Below are 19,930 nucleotides of genomic sequence, written 5' to 3' on the forward strand. Positions count from 1 at the left end.
GTATATGGAAGGAGGGAGAAATTTCCTTGGAAAATAAAATGGTCGAATACCGAAAAAAATTTGGATTATCTCAAGAAAAGTTGGCTGAGAAACTTGGAGTTTCCAGACAAACCATTATCTCAATTGAAAAAGGGAAATACGATCCATCACTTCCGCTAGCATTTGAAATAGCGAAAACATTTCAGACAACGATAGAACATGTATTTATTTATGAAGGAAAAGAAGAGGGGGAATAGGGATGAATTATTCACAAAAGTACTTTGTAATTATGGGGATTATTTTTCTATTTATGAGTGGATTTATGATATTAACAGGTATAATGACGCATTCTGCACCGCCAGCCATAACGTATCCATTGCTTGGGATGATGATTATGAGTTTCTGTCTAAGCTACTTGCACCCGCAATTTAAAGAAAAAGATGAGCGAATGAAACTTATTCGTTATAAAGGAATGTTTGTAACCTTTTTTGCGTTAACGGCATATTATCTTCTTTTCTCTATCGGCTTAAACTTAAAAATACTTACACTATCTGCTACTGAATTATTAAATATACTTATGGCACTTACAATGAGTACAGTTTTTATCTCATTTGTTGTTTTATCAAAAAGATATTAAGATGGAAGAGAGAAAGGAAGATTAACATATGCAAATGATGTATGCTTTTGGCATTGGGCTTGTATTATTTTTAGCCGTATTCTTATTTATTCGTAAAGACGTTCAAGGCGGGACGTTAACGAAACGAGGATTTTATAAATTAATCGCCTGTTTAGTTGTTATGCTTATAGCGATTATTGTAATGATTGTTTTAATAAGTCAGTCACTATAGAATGTAAAAACGGAACCTTACTTCGGTAAGGTTTTTTTATATTATTCAACCTAAAAAATACCATTAAATCCATTTACTATAAATAACTTATATTATATAATCCAATGAAATGATAGATAAGGAGTGTAGTATATGAATAAAAAAACTATCTTCTATTTATTAACTTGTCTACTACTTGTAGCTAGTACTACTTATATAATATGTAACAAAAGAGAACAAGTGCCACCTATATTAGTATGGGACGAACAAGAATATTATGTTACGAATGAACCTGCCAAAGTAGAAGAAGTTGGGCGAAAACTTGGCGAAGTAACAAGGGAGATTAAAACAAGTAAAAAACCTACTAAAAATAGAGAATCTAATACATTACAAGAGAAAACAGAAGTATTCACAATGATTGAGAAAGAAAAAAGTGAATATCCGCCTTTAATCATAAAGGAAGCTTATAGTGATGAATATAGGGTAGTGAGGCCGATGTCGAAGCAGGTATTGTGATGAAAAGGAGAATCTTTTGTAGACAATAATTTAGTATTCGTGGTCGTTAAGAAAAATATTTGTCTTTTCCTCCTATCGGTGCCGTTTACATTTTGATGAATAGAGGAGCAATGCAAAAGAGAGATTTCATTTTATATTTATTATTTACTGCTATTAATATATCGCTTTGGTTATCGTTTATGATTTTTGATTGGAGTATGTGGATGGTAGTAGGGCATTATTTGTTTGGAGCAGTTGTTATTGTTTTTTCGAATATGAATAAGAGCTAAGCCAGCAACCTTAAAGTTGCTGGTTTTTATTTTGCTATTTATAATGAAGAAACAAATTTTTAATAGAGAGTAGTGGGCGTTATGAGATGGAAAGAGGGAACGTTTGAAAAAATAGACACGAATGACTCATCTGTTGAGCAACTTATAAACACGTTTAAGGAACAAAACTTAATTGGTGGAACAATAATAAGCTGTTTTAAAGTGCATAACGAAAATTTTTTTAAAGAAATACCACATTCGAAAGATGGACATGAGCACTTCTTTAGAAGAATCTTCAACTCTTTAGACATAATCAATAACTTAGAAGAGTTAAAAATACATACATCAGACAAATATAAGTTTCGTTTTAAAGAGCAGCTGGCAGTTATGCTTGATGGTAGCATTGCTGCGCAAATTTTGTGGGGCGGAGCATATGAAGGGTTTAAGGAACGACCAGTTATCGCAAAACAATTAGCAGTCAATGTATGTCAATATATGTTCCAAGATCGATACGAAGATATTAAAGTGTTCGAAAGCTATCGCCCTTGGACAGATTGGTTTTACGATGTTGCGTGGGATGTTACTTGGATGGTGTTAGATAGTAGGGAACAGAAAATGTGGTTCATTTGTGCTACGGATACAGATTGATAGAAGAGGGCCTTGTAGGAATGCTGCAAGGCCCTTTATCTTTTGGGAATTAATAGAAAACGAATCATATAAATGCTATACTAAAAAATGTTTGTAATGTCAGTTTCATAATATTGTATGATGCTGACTTACTAGAAAAGATAAGAGGAGAATGAGCGTGCAAAAGATAAAGAAATTATTGCTATTAATGATGGTAGTAGGATTAACAGCAGGTGTTTTAGCAGGGTGTGCAAATCCGAAAGATACTACAGAAGAATTTTTAACAGCGATACAAAAAGGTGATATAGAAAAAGCTCGTACATTTGTTGAGAGTGACAAGGAATTTAATAAACTAAATGAAAAAACAGATGATGCTGAGGCAAAAGCAATGATAAGTGCAATTACAAAGAACTTTAAATTTGAAAAGCTAGAAGAAGTATCGAAAAAGGATGACAAAGCAGAAGTGAAAGTGAAAATTACATCTGCTGATCTATCCGTTGCTGTAACAAAAGCAGTGGGAGAAGTTATGCCAATGGCCTTCGCTAGCGCATTTAGCGAAGACAAAGAACAATCTGAAAAAGCGATCGAAAAAACAATGACCTCAACTATCATCAAAAACTTAACGGATAAAGATGCAGCAATGGCAACTCGCGAAGTTACATTGAACTTAAAGAAAGACAAAGATGGCGACTATAAAATCGTTGCTGACGATAACTTGAAAGAAGTATTGTTTGCCAATGCAAAGTCTTTGGAGAAGATGTTTGGTGGGAAGTAATTGAATGAGATAAAAAAGAGACACTATATCACGTAGAAGGTTGATATGGTGTCTCTTTTTTATATGACCCCGGAGAGGCTCGAACTCACGACCTCCACCCTGTCAAGGTAGCGCTCTCCCTGCTGAGCTACGGGATCCCAACTATAAATGTTACCATCAGCAATGTATTTTCATTTCATTCGTGTAATCGGAGGATTTGTACAATTTGTTGAGTATTGTAACATTTGATGTATTCCTATAATAGCAACGAACTTTAATGGTGTAAAGATGTAATTTTCCGAATATTTATATTCTAATTTTTGTATAAAAAAATAAGCCCCGAAGAGCTTATTTTAATAATAATATCAACGCAATTATCAATGATATTTTCAAAAATACAATCATAAATAATGGAGCTTGTTCATAAGCTATCGTCCTGTAACTGTCATTCCTGCTGTGTAAATTGTATCAATAGAACCGTCAGCGCCTTTTATTTCGACTTTATAACGATATGTTCCATCCTCATAAATATCATCGCCATATCCTGTGAAAGTTGCAATTTCATCATTGCTTCCAGCTGGGACCCATTGATTTTGCCAACGGAAGTTGGTTTCAAATTCTCCCCATCTATCGCCATATTTCTTTTCAAGGCTGACATTGTAATGAATTTCTTCAGCTCGGTCATTTGTAATTCTTGCAATTACGCTGTTACCAAAAGTAACTTGTGTAGAGTGTACCTGAACTGTAACACCGTTCACCGTTTCACCAGGACCACAAATGTAATGACAACCATCCCATTCGTCAGCATGTGCTTTTGGTGTTTCAATGTTCATAACCGTTAAACCGCCTAAAGCTAAAGCTCCTGTTAATAATACTTTACTAAATGTTTTCACTTGAAATTCCCCCTAAGTATATTCTCAATTCGTTCCATAGATATCACATTAAGTAGTTTTATAACATTAATCTAATCGAACGCTTTTTTCCTCGAGTGTATTCGCTATGAATCTTTCATCTTGTAGTAATCTAACCTCTACATATAATTTCATAGTTTTGATTCCATATATGTATCATGATTTACATAGAGCAAATCTGTTAATACGTTTTGGTTATTTGCTTATCCCACTACTCTTTATTACCTTTTATTGGTAAAACGTTGATTTTATTATATACCATTATTATCTATTTACAAGAGAAAACAATACTGTATGCAAAAATGCATAATAAAAACACTACTTGTATTCTGAATTACAGAATACAAGTAGTGTTGGGTTTCAATTAATATTTAATTGGAACCCAATGCTAATTTTTTATGTTTAACAGTATACATATATCACTGATTTTTTAGTCATAATTGATAAAATTTGTTCAGGGGACGCTCTTCCTGTTGAGCTATGGGATCTTTAAAAGGGAAAGTATAAGCGATTATGAGAGTAATGTATGAAGGGATAATGATGAGAAGCGAATTTAGTAGAAAGTAGTCTTTGGATGTAGAGGTTATATTATTTCCGATACCAATCCAAAGGACCTTCATCACTCAAATCAACAAGAAAAGGGAACAAGAAGTGTAAAGGTAAGCTTATAAGTTCTGGCATAGCGTTCACTGTTTTCTTTGATAGATATTGCCTCCCAAAACAATACGGACAATCTTTTTCAAATGTCACGAGTATTGACCATACATCTTTTACTTTCCATTTCGTTTTACAATACGTACAATGCGCCATTGAGTTCCTCCTCAGTTTAAGGTGTTTTCTAATATATTCTACTTTATTGTACGAAAGTCATTTGAATTTGATGTGGTAAAATGCAAAACAAGCCTAACCTCTTTCTACATTCAGGAAGGGGTTAGGCTTGTTTTAATTCCGTTCAAAGTCTCTGTGTATCAGGCTGTTTATACATTGCCTAGATAGCTTCGTGTTAAATTCGGGAGAATAATTTTTCCATCTTTACTGTATTTTTCGAATAGCTCTGATAGGAGAAAAATAAAATTTTTATACTGTTCGTCATTTTCTTTCGGAGCATAAGATGCTGATAAATTCCTTCCCAAAAACCCTTCATAATCAAAAAGTAAATCATTTTGATATTCTTTAAAATCATACTTTCCATCTTTAAAAAAGTTGTTAAATACTTCTGGAGTTTCATCTATTCCACCGCTAAAGCCTTTAAAGTTTGGACAGGTTTTCTGGCAAATTTCTGCATTCTCTTTAATAAGTGGACTAGTTAAATCTCTACTATTCCAAACAAGTGCAACATTTGCTTTTTGTTTTAAAATTCGTTGGCATTCGATTTTGAAAGCCTCTTTATCAAACCAATGAAATGCTTGGGCAACCGTTACTAAATCTACACTATTTTCTTTTAAAGTGGTATTTTCAGCAGTTGCTTTTATGGATTGAAAACGAGAATATAGTTTTAACGATTGCTCAGCCATCTTTCTCATATCATCATTTGGCTCAACTCCAATAACATGTAAACCACTTTCAAGCAGCTGGTGGCTAAATATCCCCGTACCTGAACCAATATCAGCCACAATCCGATTCCCTTTCAGTTGGTTAGCTGAAAGCAAGTAATCAATATATTCATTAGGATAACTAGGGCGATATTTTGCATATATATCGGCCCTGTCAGTAAAATTTTCTGTTGTTTTCACAGTACTACCTTCTTTCTTACGATATGATGTACAGAAATAGAAATTAAATATGAATTCCGGCATCAGTCTCTAAGTCTACAACTTAAGAATCCAGCTAAATAGAGGGCCTCAGTTTCTTTATTCAAATATCCTTTATCCGTTTAGTATACTATTTTAGATAATATCTTCCAAAAGACTATAATGGCTTACTCAATTATGTTTTAAAGTGTATATTTTTATGGATTTATTTAATAATTTATGAGCGATTGTATGTCGTATTACGTTTACGTAGGTAAGAGATTTTCATTTTTGCTATTTAAATTGGCCAATATATCCTTTTTACAATTTACTGAAAATCATGTATAACAGAGATACATGATTATTTTATCTCGCTATTTGCGGGCAGTAAGATCCCTTACCTCGAAATTCAGCAAAAGTAAAGAAGTTAGGTTGGGGTCGGAATGCCCGTAAGAGTCCGATTCGTGAGGGTTGATGAAAGTTTCACTTTATAAATATTCAGAAGTAGAGGGAGAAAAGTTGTAATGGTAAGAAAAACGTTCAAGATGCGCGTGTCTAAAAATAGAACGATTTCGATTAATGGATCGATTCTTGATGTGGATGTTACACATGATGAATTTTTACAAGAGTTTGTTGAGTGGGTTGATTCTAAAGGTTGGTCGTTTATGGGAATAACAGATGAGATTACGCCCGAGGAAGCTAGTCAAAAGTTAATAGATTCGTTGATTGATGAGAAGGATAAGAAAGAGTAATTCCTTCTTATTTTTATTGTATATTTATGTTCTTTATCGTAAAAGTATGATATAGTAAAAAATAGTGAAATTTCTTCCAATATAATACAAATTACATATGATTGGTAGATTTATTATTTTGTTAAGGAGTAAATGGAAAAGGGAGAGTCATATGGTAAATTTTAAGGGAATTTTGGTTTTTATTACAGTTATTTGTTCGTTTTTTTTGACGCCCATAACATTGCGTGCTGAGACGAATATTGGAGTAAATCCAGAACAAGTTGCACCACCACCTGCGGAAGGACCGAATGTTTTTAGTCAGTTTGCAACGACAATTGATGCGAAAACAGGAGATGTTTTGTATGATAAAAACGCATATCACCGAGCATATCCTGCTAGTACGACGAAGGTGTTAACAGCGATTTTACTCATGGAGCATACAAAGCCAGAGGATCAATTTACATTTTCACAATTAGCATTAGATCAAGAGAAGAGTAATTATCAAATTGAGTTTCAACCTGGAGAGACAATTAATAGAAATACTGCGCTTATGATTTTAATGGTGCTGAGTGCGAATGATGTGTCGTATGCGATTGCGGAGCGGATTGGCGGGAGTGTTGAGAATTTCGCTAATATGATGAATGAGAAAGCGAAGCAATTAGGGGCGAAAGATAGCCACTTTGTAACACCGAATGGATTACATGATCCGAACCATTATACGACGCCGTATGATATGGCTATGATTACGAAGGGTGTGCAAAAGTATCCTGAAATTTTACAAGCGATGAATACGAAAAGAACGACAGTTACGACGTCTAGGCAGACGGTGTCTATTTTTAATAAATCTAATTTTTTTGAAAATCCATATAGCATTGGCGGTAAAACAGGGTTTACGAATGAAGCGCGTAATACACTTGTTTTATTAAATGAGAAAGATGGAAATCGTATTATAAGCGTAGTAATGGCTTCTCAAAGACCTGAAATTTATGAAGATTTGAAGCAGATGGCGGAATATTCTTTCGGTCAATTTACGAAGCAAATGGTGCTTGATAAACATAATTGGCATCAAAAAACAACATATTTAAATAAAGATGTTAATTCTGAGTTAGAACAAAGTGCAGAGCTTATGCTTAAGAAAGATGAAGGGAAAAATGTGAAAACTATTTTCCGGGCGGCTTCATTAGATAAAGAATCTTTATATCATAAAGGAATACATCGTGGTGAGGTAGTTGGTGCAGTTGATATTACGAAAAATAATCAAACAATTGCGACGGTAAATGTTCTTTCAACAGAAGATGTCACTTTTGCGATGCCTAAAAAAGATACAACTATGCCTGAAGTAAAAGACTCAAATATGAAAGTAATAAGTGTTGGGATAGGTGCGATTGTATTATTTGGAGCAATTTTATATGTAGTGTTGCGCCGAAATACAAAAGGAATGAAATCAGAAGGTAAATAAATTACTAATAAAAAGACTGTGTAAAATTTTGGCACAGTCTTTTTTATATATCTTAAATAACTAATAATTGTAAATTTTCTTATTGCAATAACTTAAAGTTCGTTATATCATTTACTTGTGTTCTTGTTAAAGAACACAATGGATATTGCATACTTCAAATAATATAAAACAACGGAGAGGGAGAGAGACGATGAAATTAATATGGAAGATAATTAGCAACGCGATCTCATTTGTTTTATTTGCATTGATGGTTTTTTTAGCTTTTGTAGTTATTTCTTCAAAAGCAAGCGGTGGTGATCCGACAGTGATGGGATATCAATTTAAGAGCGTTCTTTCAGGATCAATGGAGCCGACGTTTTTAACAGGATCAATCATTGCAATAGAACCAAACAAAGATGGTTCTAAATATCAAAAAGGTGATGTTATTACCTTTAAAGAGAAAGATCAAAAAATTATCACTCACCGTATTATCGGTGTGAAAGATACAAATGGAAAAGTAATGTATGAAACAAAAGGGGATAACAACAACGGACCAGATTTAGAGCCAGTACTTGCAGAAAATGTAGTTGGAAAGTATGCAGATATTACAGTTCCATATGTTGGTTATTTACTGAATTATGCGAATTCGAAAGCAGGAGCAGCATTACTTCTTATTATTCCAGGAGTCTTTTTGCTTGGTTATTCCGCTATTTCTATTTTTGGTGCTATTCGTAGCATTGACGGAGAAAAGAAAGATAAAAAAGTAGAACAATCCGTCTAGTTCGTTTGGTTATACTTTCCGTTTAGGAAGTTAACAAATATATATTAAGGGGATATGGACATGACTTTAAAGAAAAAATTAGGAATGGGTATTACATCAGCAGTATTAGGAGCAGCTTTAGTTGGTGGAGGAACATTTGCATTTTTCAGTGATAAAGAAGTGTCAAACAATACATTTGCGGCTGGAACACTGGATTTAGCATTAAATCCATCAACAGTTGTTAACGTATCGAATTTAAAGCCTGGGGATACAATTGAAAAAGAATTTAAACTAGAAAATAAAGGCTCTTTAGATATTAAAAAGGTTCTACTGAAAACAGATTATAATGTAGAAGATGTAAAGAAAGATAATAAAGATGATTTTGGTAAACATATTAAAGTAACATTCTTAAAAAATGTAGATAAGCATGAGACAATTGTGAAACAAACTACTTTAGATAAATTAAAAGGTGACACACTTACAGCTGTAGATAATGATTTATCGGCTTGGTTCTGGGATGAAAAAGGTATTTCAGCAGGTAAATCTGATAAATTCAAAGTGAAATTTGAGTTCGTTGATAATGGAAAAGATCAAAATCAATTCCAAGGCGATAAGTTACAATTAAATTGGACGTTTGATGCACAACAAACAGCAGGTGAAGAAAGATAATAATAAAAAGGGCTATCACATGGATAGCCCTTTTTCTATTTTTCTAGTATTTGTCTATCAATTTTAATAGTTCTTTACTATAATATAGATAATGTTCTGTATAAAGAACGTAATGTTCGATGGGAGAGATTAAGATGCTGAAAAGACCGCGTAATTTTAAAAAGATGCTTATATTACCGTGTATGTGTTCTATTACGTTTTATTTAGGATCTCAAATTATGACGCATACAGAAGCGGCGTTCATTCATGAAACGAAAGTAGAAGCGACGCTTTCTACAGCAATTATATTTCCGAAAACAGTTAATACGTTAAAAGAGCAATCTGAGAAACATAAACAGTTTATTGAGCGTGAGTATGGAACGATGAAGGGGAAATCGAAAGCAACTTCTATCGAAGAAATAAAACAGGCGATTTCTGTATGGCAACAAGGGCGTGAGAAAATTGTTGCTGAGAAGGAAGCTCTGCAAAATGTATATACTGAAATAGAAGCTCCTTACAATCAAATACAAGAAGAATTAAAGGTAAATAAAGATGAGTCGATGCAGCAAGTGTCCATATATGTAAATGAAGGCTTTCGCAGTATCAAAGAGAAGCGTGACTATATTGAGAAAGAAATTAGCTTGAAAGCTATTGATGAGCAAATTCAGGCTCTTCAGCAACAATTAAACGTTGCAATTGAAGCGGAAGGACAAAAGAAAGCAGAGGAACAGAAGAAAGTAGAAGAACAAAAGAAAGCCGAAGAACAAAAGAAAGTAGAAGAACAGAAGAAAGCCGAAGAACAGAAGAAAGTAGAAGAACAGAAGAAAGTAGAAGAACAGAAAAAAGTAGAAGAGCAAAAGAAAGCGGAAGAACAGAAAAAGCTAGAAGAGCAGAAGAAAGCGGAGGAACTGCTTTAGTGAAACAGCTAGAAAACAAGAATGTGGTGTAAGAGAGTGTGAACGAATAAGCAAGACTAGTAATATTTATACGAGTGTGAGGGAACGTTAGCCCTCACCTCTTTGTTTTTCTTTTTTCTTATAGTATTAAATGATTTGAGTGTGAAAAAAGTTATAAATTATCATCATTTTTTCTGAAAAGTCTAAATAATATTGAGAAATAAAAATAACTGAAAATATTAATAAATATGTGTTGTGTTTATATAGGGTTGTTCGTTATAATGAACATAAGGTTTTTAAAAAAGAACACATATTAGCTAAGCTAATATAGTTTTCTTTACATCTCTTATTGAAAAATAAGTGATAAAAATATAAAAAAAAGCTAGGGGGAATTGATTGTGAGTCTGAAAAAGAAATTAGGTATGGGAGTTGCATCAGCAGCATTGGGGTTAGCTTTAATTGGTGGAGGAACATTTGCATTCTTTAGCGATAAAGAAGTATCAAACAATACATTTGCAGCTGGGACGTTAGACCTTACATTAAACCCTAAGACGCTTGTAGATATTAAAGATTTAAAACCAGGGGATTCTGTTAAGAAAGAGTTCTTATTACAAAACAGCGGTTCGTTAACTATTAAAGATGTTAAATTAGCAACAAAGTATACTGTTAAAGATGCAAAAGGTGATAATGCTGGTGAAGACTTTGGTAAGCACGTTAAAGTAAAATTCCTTTGGAACTGGGATAAACAAAGTGAGCCTGTATACGAAACAACTTTAGCAGACTTACAAAAAGTTGATCCAGATCTTTTAGCTAAAGACATCTTTGCTCCTGAGTGGGGAGAAAAGGGTGGATTAGCAGCTGGTACAGAGGATTATCTATGGGTACAATTTGAATTTGTAGATAATGGAAAAGATCAAAATATCTTCCAAGGTGATACATTGAATTTAGAATGGACATTCAATGCTAACCAAGAAGCTGGGGAAGAAAAATAATAAAAAAGCGGGTATCCCCCGCTTTTTTTATAAAGAAAAAGAAGTGCTACTTGTAAGCACTTCTTTCTATTTATTATTTTGCTTCCACTTTGTAAATTCAAGAAATTCACGAAATTGTTCTTTGGAGACACCAGAGTTCATTGCATCTTTAACGAGTTGTGTCCATTCGGAGTCTAGGTTAGTTTCCTTTGTTGTTTCATCATGAAGTAAAGTATCAACTGGAATTTGTAGAACTGCTGCGATCTTTTCAAGAAACTGAATGGAAGGGTTTTTTTGTAAATTTCGTTCTATAGAACTAATGTAAGATTTAGCAACGCCAGCTTTTTCGGCAAGTTCAGTTAATGAAATCCCTTTTTGTAAACGAAGGCGTTTTATACGTTCTCCAATCATATTTGCGCACCTTTCTATCAATATGTAGTTGTCTTATGATGTCATTATTATAACATAAACTTCGTTAAAAAGAACAAACCTATTGAGCCTGACTGGATGGCTTCATACGTTGGAAAAATTGCTCGATGTCTTGCATGGCGATACCAGCATCTAGAGCTTCAAGTATTAAATCAATCCATTCTTGATCCAGTGCGTCTGTCTTATCTTTGTACAAATGTAATTCCTCCCTAATTATCGGTCATAATTGCTGCTACAGAATACATGATAATGCAATTGGATTTTGTGTTTTATATAGTGAATTATCAAATATTGTGTAGATGAAACAAAGATAAAATCCCCATTAAACTCCCTCTATGGAAATTATAAATTGTTCGATAAAAACTTTCAATATTTTCAGAAAACATTGTTGAATTGTGATATATTCGTATGCTAACTATGAAATTTTTACAAATATATTAAAAATATTACATAATATGACTAAATATTGAAAAAATATTGAATTTTTAATAAAATTCAATTTGTAATACATATTATTTATTAGGGGAGGAAATAAGGGATGAACAAGAAACCGTTCAAAGTTTTGTCATCAATCGCTTTAACAGCTGTATTAGGCCTTTCATTCGGGGCTGGCACTCAATCTGCATATGCTGAAACGCCTGCGAATAAAACGGCTACGAGCCCAGTTGATGATCACTTAATTCCGGAAGAACGTTTAGCAGATGCGCTAAAAAAACGTGGGGTAATTGATTCGTCAGCTTCAGAGAAAGAAACAAAGAAAGCTGTCGAAAAGTATGTAGAGAACAAAAAGGGTGAAAATCCTGGGAAAGAAGTACCGAATGGGGATCAACTTACGAAAGAAGCATCTGATTTTTTAAAGAAAGTGAAAGATGCGAAAGCAGACACGAAAGAAAAATTAGATAACCCTGCAACAGGAACACCTGCAGCGACAGGCCCAGTTAAAGGCGGTCTAAATGGTAAAGTACCAACTTCTCCAGCGAAACAAAAAGACTATAACGGTGAAGTTCGTAAAGATAAAGTACTCGTTTTACTTGTAGAGTACGCTGACTTTAAACATAATAATATCGACAAAGAGCCTGGATATATGTATTCTAACGATTTTAATAAAGAACATTATGAAAAAATGTTATTCGGCAACGAGCCGTTTACATTAGATGATGGAAGTAAAATTGAAACGTTTAAACAATATTACGAAGAGCAATCTGGTGGTAGTTACACAGTGGACGGAACAGTTACAAAATGGTTAACAGTTCCTGGTAAAGCTGCTGATTACGGTGCAGATGCTGCTAGCGGCGGTCATGATAATAAAGGACCAAAAGGCCCACGTGATTTAGTAAAAGATGCATTAAAAGCAGCTGTAGATAGCGGTCTTGATCTATCAGAGTTTGATCAATTTGATCAATATGATGTAAATGGTGATGGAAATAAAAATCAACCGGATGGTTTAATTGATCACTTAATGATTATTCATGCAGGTGTTGGACAAGAAGCAGGTGGGGGTAAATTAGGTGATGATGCAATTTGGTCACATCGCTGGACAGTTGGACCAAAACCATTCGCAATTGAAGGTACACAAGCGAAAGTTCCATATTGGGGTGGAAAGATGGCAGCGTTCGACTACACAATTGAACCAGAAGATGGAGCAGTTGGTGTATTCGCGCATGAATATGGTCATGATTTAGGTTTACCAGATGAGTATGATACACAATATAGCGGTGCTGGTGAGCCAATTCAAGCTTGGTCTATCATGAGTGGCGGAAGCTGGGCTGGTAAAATTGCAGGTACAACACCAACGAGCTTATCACCACAAAATAAAGAGTTTTTCCAAAAAACAATCGGTGGTAACTGGGCAAATATCGTAGAAGTAGATTACGAGAAATTAAATAAAGGTATCGGCCTAGCAACATATTTAGACCAAAGTGTTACGAAATCTAACCGTCCAGGTATGATTCGTGTTAACTTACCAGACAAAGATATAAAAACAATTGAACCGGCATTCGGAAAACAGTATTACTACAGCACAAAAGGTGATGATCTTCATACGAAGATGGAAACACCACTGTTCGATTTAACAAATGCAACGACTGCAAAATTTGACTTCAAATCATTATATGAAATTGAAGCAGAGTATGATTTCCTTGAAGTACACGCTGTAACGGAAGATGGTCAACAAACGTTAATTGAAAGACTTGGTGAGAAAGCAAATAGTGGAAATGCAGATTCGACAAATGGAAAATGGATTGACAAATCATATGATTTAAGCCAGTTCAAAGGTAAGAAAGTAAAATTAACATTTGATTACATTACTGATGGTGGTTTAGCATTAAATGGTTTCTTACTTGATAATGCTTCATTAACAGTAGATGATAAAGTAGTATTCTCTGATGACGCAGAAGGTACGCCACAATTCAAATTAGATGGTTTTGCTGTTTCTAACGGAACAGAGAAGAAAAGCCATAACTACTATGTTGAGTGGAGAAACTATGCTGGTTCAGATAACGCGTTAAAATTTGCACGTGGTCCAGTATATAACGCTGGTATGGTCGTATGGTATGCAGATTCAGCTTATACAGATAACTGGGTTGGTGTACATCCAGGGCACGGTTTCCTAGGTGTAGTTGATTCTCATCCAGAAGCAATTGTAGGAACTTTAAATGGTAAACCGACAGTGGAAAGTAGTACACGATTCCAAATCGCAGATGCGGCGTTCTCATTTGATAAAACGCCAGCTTGGAAAGTCGTATCTCCAACGCGTGGAACGTATACGTATGATGGTTTAGCAGGTGTACCGAAGTTTGATGATTCTAAAACGTATATTAATCAACAGATTCCAGATGCAGGACGTATTTTACCGAAGCTTGGTCTGAAGTTTGAAGTAGTAGGACAAGCTGATGATAATTCTGCAGGTGCTGTTCGTTTATATCGTTAATACTGTAAAACTACCGAGAGATTTTCTTTCGGTAGTTTTTTTGTGAGCAATGAATTTTATATAGCTGAAAAAGTCATATATAATGTAACCTTAAGAATAGAAATTTGTTATATATGAAGTCTATATAAATAATGAAAGAATTGGATAAAAATAGTGGGAGAAGGTGAGTGAATGAGTATTTCCTCTATTGTAAGTAGGCAAAAGGAATATTTTTTAAAAGGGCATACGAGAAGCATCGAAATGCGAAAGAATAATTTGAAGAAGCTTTATGAAGGCATTCAGCATTTTGAAGAAGAAATATTTCAGGCATTGAAATTAGATTTAAATAAGTCAGTTCACGAGTCGTTTACAACGGAAGTTGGATATGTATTAAAAGAAATTTCCTTTCAATTGAAACATATTTCATCGTGGAGTAAACCGAAACGAGTTCGAACAGCACTTACTCATTTTGGATCAAAAGGAAAAGTAGTGCCAGAACCGTATGGTGTGACGCTTATTATTGCACCGTGGAACTATCCTTTTCAATTAGCAATTGCACCACTTGTAGGAGCACTGGCAGCTGGAAATACAATCGTTTTAAAGCCGTCAGAGTTAACACCAAGCGTTTCAAAAGTGCTTAAGAGAATGTTAGATGAATTATTCCCAGAAGAGCTTGTAGCGGTAGTAGAAGGTGGCGTTGAAGAGAGTACATCTTTGCTGAGGGAACCGTTTGATTATATTTTCTTTACTGGTAGTGTTGGCGTTGGAAAAGTTGTAATGGAAGCAGCAGCGAAGCAGTTGACGCCGCTCACTTTAGAACTTGGCGGGAAAAGTCCTTGTATTGTACATAAAGATGCAAAGATAGAGATGACAGCAAGAAGAATTGTTTGGGGTAAGTTTTTAAATGCGGGGCAGACGTGTGTAGCGCCTGATTATATGTATGTGCATTCTTCCGTGAAAGAAAAGCTAATTGAGGCACTGCGACATGAAATTATAGAGCAGTATAGTAAAGAACCTTTGCAAAATGAAAATTATGTGCGTATTGTAAGTGAGCGCCATTTCGAACGATTATGTGGATTTTTACAAGATGGTCAAGTCGTAATTGGTGGAAACTATAAGAAAGATACATTACATATTGAACCGACAGTACTAGCGGATATTACATGGAAAGATACTGTTATGGAAGATGAAATTTTTGGTCCGATTTTACCAATCATAGAGTACGACAACATAGAAGATGTAATTGGCACAATCCAGCAACATCCGAAGTCGTTAGCGTTATATGTATTTTCTGAAGATAAAGAAGTACAAAAGAAAGTGACGAGTAATATTTCATATGGTGGAGGCTGTATTAATGATGTTGTCTATCATCTTGCCACGCCATATTTACCTTTTGGGGGTGTTGGAAGTAGTGGATTAGGGGGTTATCATGGGAAAGAAAGTTTTCGGACTTTTTCACATTATAAAAGCATTTTAGCCCAATCTACAGCATTCGACATGAAAATTCGTTACTCTTCTACAAAAAGTGCTTTAAAATTCATACGAAAGTTGTTAAAATGATGATGGTGTTTATCAGTAGGCGTAGCCGTATGATAATAGCCCCTTCGCAATGGAAGGGGTTTTTCTGTTCGACGTTATGTATCATGCGAAAATGAATCAAACATACTACATAAAGAATAGAAACGAACGCTTGTTAAATAACCATTTTTGTTTGGATCGAAACAAAAAATAGTCTATAGAACATAAATATTTATTCATGAATATAAAAATTTAAAATTTAAGGTAGATAGGACGGGAAAATGAAAAAGATTATTAAAGTTGAAGCAGTTGAAAAACATTTTGGAAATCAAGTGATTATCCCACCTCTTTCTTTAGATATTAAAGAGGGAGAGTTTTTAACAATTTTAGGGCCGAGTGGCTGCGGGAAAACGACTTTACTTCGTATGATCGCAGGATTTGAAACTCCAACTAAAGGGAATCTTTTATTAGATGATGAAAGAATTAACGATTTGCCACCATATAAGCGTCATATGAACCTAGTGTTCCAACATTACGCACTATTCCCACATATGACAGTAGAGAAGAATATTTGTTTTGGTATGAAAATGCAGAAAGTATCAGCAGCAGAGCAGAAAGAGCGTGCTGAAGAGGCAATGCGTTTAACGCAGTTACTTGAGTTCCGTAATCGTAAACCTGCGAAGCTTTCTGGTGGACAACAGCAGCGTGTTGCAATTGCAAGAGCGATTGTAAATAATCCGCGTGTATTACTATTAGATGAGCCACTTGGAGCGCTTGACTTTAAGTTACGAAAAGACTTGCAACGTGAATTGAAAAACTTACAACGTAATTTAGGAATTACGTTCATATACGTAACGCACGATCAAGAAGAAGCAATGAGCATGAGCGATCGTATTGTCGTTATGAATAAAGGACATATCGAACAAATCGGAACGCCGAAAGAAATTTATAATAAGCCGAAAACATTATTCGTTGCGACATTCATCGGTGAAAATAATATTGTGAAGAACGGGGAAGGCTATGTAGCAATTCGCCCTGAAAATGTAAAAGTACGTTCGGTTGAAGAACCAATTTTAAAAGAATACCATCTTGGACATATTGAAGATATTGAGTTTGTCGGAAATATGGAGAAGCTTTATGTACGTGATGAGAAAACATCAGAATTACTAATGGCATATCAAACTGCTGAAGAGGCAGCGCAGTGGAGCATTGGAGATAATGTATATGTAGGCTGGGAGCAAGAGGACGAGGTGACCTTAAATTGAAAAAAGGGAAATTACTCGCACTACCTACAGTCGCGTGGCTGTTAATTTTCTTCCTAATCCCGCTCGTATTCGTATTAGGATTCGCCTTCATGCAGCGCGGAGCTTACGGGACAGTAGAAATGCAATTTACGCTGGAGAATATATCCCGTGTATTTGATCCATTGTACTTAGGAACGTTATGGGAAACTGTTAAGATCGCAGTTATTACAACAGTAATATGTTTATTAATTGGTTATCCGTTTGCGTATACAATTACAATTGTTGACCGCAAATACCGCTCTATTCTTTTATTATTGGCAACGATCCCGTTTTGGATTAACTTTCTTGTTCGTTCATACGCATGGATTGTTATTTTACGTTCACAAGGTCTTGTGAATACGTTGTTATTAAAGCTTGGCATTATTAGTGAACCGTTAAATTTATTATATAATACTCCTTCTGTAATACTCGGAATGGTCTATTCTTTATTACCATTTATGATTTTACCAGTGTATGCAGCAATTGAGCAGCTGGATAAGCGTAAGCTAGAAGCGGCTTATGATTTAGGAGCAACACCAATAAAGGCATTTTGGAATATAACAGTGCCGATGACGATGTCAGGAATTGCGACTGGTTCTATTTTAGTATTCGTTTCTTCTATCGGAATGTTTGTTGTATCAGACGTGATGGGCGGATCGAAAGTAGCATTAATCGGAAACGTTATTCAAAATCAATTCTTAGGTGCACGTGACTGGCCGTTTGGATCTGCGTTATCGATTATCGTTGTTCTATTCTCTGTTCTGTTAATTTACTTATATTATCGTGCAACGAAAGTATATAAATATAATGAGAACGGAGGGGAATAGGCAAAGATGAAGAAGTTTTTAGTTTCTTATTCTTGGTTAATTTTGTTATTCTTGTATTTTCCAATGATGGTTTTAATGGTCTATTCTTTCAACGACTCTCGCATTAATGCGGAGTGGGAAGGTTTTACATTCCATTGGTATACAGATTTATTTCAAAAACAAGATGTTATTGATGCATTTGTAAATAGTATTACGATTGCAGTTATAACAACGATTGTGACAACGGTACTTGGTGTATTCTTTGCAATTGCTTTACATCGTTATAAATATCGTTTCGAAGGGGCTATTAATGGCCTTGTATATTTACCAATTTTAATTCCTGATATTTTAATGGGATTATCTTTACTAATTCTTTTCAGTCAGTTAGGAATGGAACTTGGACAAACAACGATTATTATTGCACATATTACATTTAGTATTTCGTTTGTTGTTGTTATTTTAGCTGCGCGTCTTTCAAGTATGGGACGTGACTTAGAAGAAGCTGCAAATGATCTAGGAGCAACACCTTGGCAAACGTTTCGTTATGTAACGTTCCCAGCAATTGCACCGGGAGTTATTTCGGCAGCATTATTAACATTCACATTATCAATTGATGATTTTGTAATTAGTTTCTTCGTATCAGGACCAGGATCAACAACATTGCCACTATACATTTACAGTATGGTTAAGCGCGGAGTATCACCAGAAATTAATGCTCTTTCTACAATTTTAATTGTTGCTATCGTAGGATTAATGGTTCTATCTGAAATCTTCCGGAACAAAGGTGCAGATGGTGAAGAAAACTCTGGAGGACACCTTCCTTTATAATACGAACGATATAGAAAGTACAAGGGGGTAATAAACCGATGAAATTAATGAAAAGAATAGCTGGCGCAGCAATTAGCTTTAGCCTTGTTGCTGGTGTGCTTGCTGGTTGTGGTGAAAAGAAAGAAGAATTAAATATTTATAGTTGGGCTGACAATTTTGATGAGCAAGTGCTAAAAGATTTTGAAAAGAAGTATAATGTGAAAATTAACTATGACAAGTACGCAAGTAATGAAGAAATGCTTGCGAAATTACAAGCTGGTGGCGCAAAGTATGACTTAATTCAGCCGTCGGATTACATGGTTAAAACAATGGCGAAAATGGACTTATTAGCGCCGTTAGATAAAAAGAATATCCCGAATATCGAAAATATGGTTTCTAATTTTAAAACACCTGCGTTTGATCCAGAGAATAAATATTCTTTAGTGTACACTTGGGGTGTAACAGGGATTGCATACAATAAAAAGTATGTGAAAGAAGCACCTACAAGCTGGGCGGACTTATGGAATGAGAAATATAAAGGACATGTAACGTTACTGAACGATTCTCGTGAAGTATTAGGAGTGGGTCTTAAGAAGCACGGGTTCTCAAACAGTACGAAAGACGATGCACAATTAAAGACAGCAGCAGATGATTTAAAGAAGCTGCTTCCAAACTTATTAGCATTTGATACAGATAACATTAAACAAAAATTCATTACAGAAGATGCTTGGATCGGAACAGTTTGGTCTGGAGATGCAGCATTTATCGCAAAAGATAATAAAGATGTAGAATATGTTGTACCAAAAGAAGGCGGCACAATTTGGGCTGATACGTTAGCAATTCCAAAAGGTGCAAAACATAAAGAGCTTGCTGAGAAATTTATGAACTACTTACTAGATGAAAAAGTAAGTGTGAAAAACTACGAGTCAATTGGTTACAGTAATCCAAATGAAAAAGCTCATCCTCTTCATAGTAAAGAATACCGTGATAATCACATGATTTTCTTAACGAAAGAAGAGTTAGATCGTACAGAATGGCTTGTTGATGTAGACGATAAGTTAAAAGACTATGATCGTTACTGGACAGAGCTAAAAACAAAAGGTAAATAAGCAAGGAAATGCGGTTTCTAAAGTAGAAATCGCA

At 34.8% G+C, this 19,930-nt stretch carries 24 protein-coding genes and 1 tRNA gene; 19 read left to right on the forward strand and 6 right to left on the reverse strand.

What is annotated here, in order from left to right; all coding sequences use genetic code 11:
- The first annotated feature begins 26 nt into the window (after positions 1-26).
- The 7 genes from NST90_RS06355 (at position 27) to NST90_RS06385 (ending at position 2,972) form a co-directional block, all read left to right on the forward strand.
- Positions 27-236 (forward strand): helix-turn-helix transcriptional regulator, encoded by a 210-nt coding sequence (locus tag NST90_RS06355; protein ID WP_000428506.1) that lies wholly within the window; start codon positions 27-29, stop codon positions 234-236.
- Positions 237-238: 2 nt separating this feature from the next.
- On the forward strand, positions 239-616 hold the full coding sequence (locus tag NST90_RS06360; RefSeq protein WP_001109902.1) for a hypothetical protein: 378 nt from the start codon (positions 239-241) through the stop codon (positions 614-616).
- Positions 617-644: 28 nt separating this feature from the next.
- Positions 645-827: a DUF3976 domain-containing protein gene (locus NST90_RS06365; RefSeq protein ID WP_001178291.1), complete on the forward strand. Its 183-nt coding sequence runs from the start codon at positions 645-647 to the stop codon at positions 825-827.
- Between the two features lie 132 nt (positions 828-959).
- Positions 960-1,322, forward strand: a complete 363-nt coding sequence (locus tag NST90_RS06370) for a hypothetical protein (protein ID WP_046392474.1) — start codon at positions 960-962, stop codon at positions 1,320-1,322.
- Between the two features lie 110 nt (positions 1,323-1,432).
- Complete coding sequence (locus tag NST90_RS06375) at positions 1,433-1,591, forward strand: hypothetical protein (RefSeq protein ID WP_001171895.1); 159 nt, start codon at positions 1,433-1,435, stop codon at positions 1,589-1,591.
- Between the two features lie 81 nt (positions 1,592-1,672).
- Positions 1,673-2,218: a hypothetical protein gene (locus NST90_RS06380; protein WP_001267333.1), complete on the forward strand. Its 546-nt coding sequence runs from the start codon at positions 1,673-1,675 to the stop codon at positions 2,216-2,218.
- Between the two features lie 157 nt (positions 2,219-2,375).
- Entirely contained in the window at positions 2,376-2,972 is a 597-nt protein-coding gene (locus NST90_RS06385; RefSeq protein WP_046392475.1) for a hypothetical protein, read from the forward strand.
- A gap of 64 nt (positions 2,973-3,036) precedes the next feature.
- Here NST90_RS06385 and NST90_RS06390 read toward each other — a convergent pair.
- From NST90_RS06390 to NST90_RS06405, 4 genes are all read right to left on the reverse strand, one after another.
- Positions 3,037-3,109: transfer RNA gene (locus tag NST90_RS06390), tRNA-Val, on the reverse strand.
- Positions 3,110-3,379: 270 nt separating this feature from the next.
- On the reverse strand, positions 3,380-3,844 hold the full coding sequence (locus NST90_RS06395) for a hypothetical protein (RefSeq protein ID WP_000847516.1): 465 nt from the start codon (positions 3,842-3,844) through the stop codon (positions 3,380-3,382).
- Between the two features lie 606 nt (positions 3,845-4,450).
- Positions 4,451-4,672, reverse strand: a complete 222-nt coding sequence (locus NST90_RS06400) for a hypothetical protein (RefSeq protein WP_000929654.1) — start codon at positions 4,670-4,672, stop codon at positions 4,451-4,453.
- Between the two features lie 167 nt (positions 4,673-4,839).
- On the reverse strand, positions 4,840-5,595 hold the full coding sequence (locus NST90_RS06405; protein ID WP_000858661.1) for a class I SAM-dependent methyltransferase: 756 nt from the start codon (positions 5,593-5,595) through the stop codon (positions 4,840-4,842).
- 521 nt (positions 5,596-6,116) lie between these two features.
- Between NST90_RS06405 and NST90_RS06410 the strand changes: the two genes are divergently transcribed.
- The 6 genes from NST90_RS06410 (at position 6,117) to calY (ending at position 11,057) form a co-directional block, all read left to right on the forward strand.
- A complete protein-coding gene (locus tag NST90_RS06410; RefSeq protein ID WP_000251856.1) occupies positions 6,117-6,344 on the forward strand; it encodes a hypothetical protein in 228 nt (75 codons plus the stop codon).
- Positions 6,345-6,495: 151 nt separating this feature from the next.
- Positions 6,496-7,782: a D-alanyl-D-alanine carboxypeptidase family protein gene (locus tag NST90_RS06415; RefSeq protein WP_071732549.1), complete on the forward strand. Its 1,287-nt coding sequence runs from the start codon at positions 6,496-6,498 to the stop codon at positions 7,780-7,782.
- A gap of 190 nt (positions 7,783-7,972) precedes the next feature.
- The gene (locus NST90_RS06420) at positions 7,973-8,542 is read left to right on the forward strand and encodes a signal peptidase I (RefSeq protein ID WP_000767792.1); all 570 of its coding nucleotides are present in this window, start codon (positions 7,973-7,975) and stop codon (positions 8,540-8,542) included.
- Between the two features lie 60 nt (positions 8,543-8,602).
- Positions 8,603-9,190 carry a CalY family protein gene (locus NST90_RS06425; RefSeq protein WP_000172852.1) on the forward strand — a complete coding sequence of 196 codons (588 nt, stop codon included), beginning with the start codon at positions 8,603-8,605 and terminating at the stop codon, positions 9,188-9,190.
- A gap of 119 nt (positions 9,191-9,309) precedes the next feature.
- The gene (locus NST90_RS06430) at positions 9,310-10,086 is read left to right on the forward strand and encodes a DUF4047 domain-containing protein (RefSeq protein WP_080466832.1); all 777 of its coding nucleotides are present in this window, start codon (positions 9,310-9,312) and stop codon (positions 10,084-10,086) included.
- Positions 10,087-10,463: 377 nt separating this feature from the next.
- Complete coding sequence (calY, locus tag NST90_RS06435) at positions 10,464-11,057, forward strand: biofilm matrix protein CalY (protein WP_000053714.1); 594 nt, start codon at positions 10,464-10,466, stop codon at positions 11,055-11,057.
- Positions 11,058-11,123: 66 nt separating this feature from the next.
- Here calY and NST90_RS06440 read toward each other — a convergent pair whose 3' ends face one another.
- Positions 11,124-11,447 carry a helix-turn-helix domain-containing protein gene (locus NST90_RS06440; protein ID WP_000578884.1) on the reverse strand — a complete coding sequence of 108 codons (324 nt, stop codon included), beginning with the start codon at positions 11,445-11,447 and terminating at the stop codon, positions 11,124-11,126.
- Between the two features lie 79 nt (positions 11,448-11,526).
- On the reverse strand, positions 11,527-11,661 hold the full coding sequence (locus NST90_RS06445) for an anti-repressor SinI family protein (protein WP_000276219.1): 135 nt from the start codon (positions 11,659-11,661) through the stop codon (positions 11,527-11,529).
- A 342-nt stretch (positions 11,662-12,003) separates the two neighbouring features.
- On the opposite strand from NST90_RS06445, the gene inhA1 reads away from it, so the two are divergent.
- From inhA1 to potD, 6 genes are all read left to right on the forward strand, one after another.
- A complete protein-coding gene (gene inhA1, locus NST90_RS06450) occupies positions 12,004-14,394 on the forward strand; it encodes a M6 family metalloprotease immune inhibitor InhA1 (RefSeq protein WP_001035937.1) in 2,391 nt (796 codons plus the stop codon).
- A 171-nt stretch (positions 14,395-14,565) separates the two neighbouring features.
- Entirely contained in the window at positions 14,566-15,933 is a 1,368-nt protein-coding gene (locus tag NST90_RS06455; RefSeq protein WP_283748224.1) for an aldehyde dehydrogenase, read from the forward strand.
- A 239-nt stretch (positions 15,934-16,172) separates the two neighbouring features.
- Positions 16,173-17,156 (forward strand): spermidine/putrescine ABC transporter ATP-binding protein PotA, encoded by a 984-nt coding sequence (gene potA, locus NST90_RS06460; RefSeq protein WP_000720333.1) that lies wholly within the window; start codon positions 16,173-16,175, stop codon positions 17,154-17,156.
- Complete coding sequence (gene potB / locus NST90_RS06465; RefSeq protein ID WP_000715500.1) at positions 17,153-18,001, forward strand: spermidine/putrescine ABC transporter permease PotB; 849 nt, start codon at positions 17,153-17,155, stop codon at positions 17,999-18,001. Before potA ends, potB begins: the two co-directional genes overlap by 4 nt.
- A 6-nt stretch (positions 18,002-18,007) precedes the next feature.
- A complete protein-coding gene (potC, locus tag NST90_RS06470) occupies positions 18,008-18,808 on the forward strand; it encodes a spermidine/putrescine ABC transporter permease PotC (protein ID WP_000714192.1) in 801 nt (266 codons plus the stop codon).
- Positions 18,809-18,846: 38 nt separating this feature from the next.
- On the forward strand, positions 18,847-19,896 hold the full coding sequence (gene potD, locus NST90_RS06475) for a spermidine/putrescine ABC transporter substrate-binding protein PotD (protein WP_000772485.1): 1,050 nt from the start codon (positions 18,847-18,849) through the stop codon (positions 19,894-19,896).
- The last annotated feature ends 34 nt before the right edge of the window (positions 19,897-19,930 follow it).

Origin of the sequence: Bacillus sp. FSL E2-8900, from assembly GCF_037966225.1 — a bacterium.
Lineage (GTDB): Bacteria > Bacillota > Bacilli > Bacillales > Bacillaceae_G > Bacillus_A > Bacillus_A cereus.

What these genes read in the sequence shown, in the direction of transcription:
- NST90_RS06400 (WP_000929654.1), bottom strand. Translation starts at nt 4,672, where the DNA reads ATGGCGCATTGTACGTATTGTAAAACGAAATGGAAAGTAAAAGATGTA.
- NST90_RS06375 (WP_001171895.1), top strand. Translation starts at nt 1,433, where the DNA reads ATGCAAAAGAGAGATTTCATTTTATATTTATTATTTACTGCTATTAAT.
- potD (WP_000772485.1), top strand. Translation starts at nt 18,847, where the DNA reads ATGAAATTAATGAAAAGAATAGCTGGCGCAGCAATTAGCTTTAGCCTT.
- NST90_RS06455 (WP_283748224.1), top strand. Translation starts at nt 14,566, where the DNA reads ATGAGTATTTCCTCTATTGTAAGTAGGCAAAAGGAATATTTTTTAAAA.
- NST90_RS06440 (WP_000578884.1), bottom strand. Translation starts at nt 11,447, where the DNA reads ATGATTGGAGAACGTATAAAACGCCTTCGTTTACAAAAAGGGATTTCA.
- NST90_RS06365 (WP_001178291.1), top strand. Translation starts at nt 645, where the DNA reads ATGCAAATGATGTATGCTTTTGGCATTGGGCTTGTATTATTTTTAGCC.
- NST90_RS06420 (WP_000767792.1), top strand. Translation starts at nt 7,973, where the DNA reads ATGAAATTAATATGGAAGATAATTAGCAACGCGATCTCATTTGTTTTA.
- NST90_RS06410 (WP_000251856.1), top strand. Translation starts at nt 6,117, where the DNA reads ATGGTAAGAAAAACGTTCAAGATGCGCGTGTCTAAAAATAGAACGATT.
- potC (WP_000714192.1), top strand. Translation starts at nt 18,008, where the DNA reads ATGAAGAAGTTTTTAGTTTCTTATTCTTGGTTAATTTTGTTATTCTTG.
- NST90_RS06415 (WP_071732549.1), top strand. Translation starts at nt 6,496, where the DNA reads ATGGTAAATTTTAAGGGAATTTTGGTTTTTATTACAGTTATTTGTTCG.
- NST90_RS06380 (WP_001267333.1), top strand. Translation starts at nt 1,673, where the DNA reads ATGAGATGGAAAGAGGGAACGTTTGAAAAAATAGACACGAATGACTCA.
- NST90_RS06370 (WP_046392474.1), top strand. Translation starts at nt 960, where the DNA reads ATGAATAAAAAAACTATCTTCTATTTATTAACTTGTCTACTACTTGTA.
- NST90_RS06430 (WP_080466832.1), top strand. Translation starts at nt 9,310, where the DNA reads ATGGGAGAGATTAAGATGCTGAAAAGACCGCGTAATTTTAAAAAGATG.
- NST90_RS06425 (WP_000172852.1), top strand. Translation starts at nt 8,603, where the DNA reads ATGACTTTAAAGAAAAAATTAGGAATGGGTATTACATCAGCAGTATTA.
- NST90_RS06360 (WP_001109902.1), top strand. Translation starts at nt 239, where the DNA reads ATGAATTATTCACAAAAGTACTTTGTAATTATGGGGATTATTTTTCTA.
- inhA1 (WP_001035937.1), top strand. Translation starts at nt 12,004, where the DNA reads ATGAACAAGAAACCGTTCAAAGTTTTGTCATCAATCGCTTTAACAGCT.
- potA (WP_000720333.1), top strand. Translation starts at nt 16,173, where the DNA reads ATGAAAAAGATTATTAAAGTTGAAGCAGTTGAAAAACATTTTGGAAAT.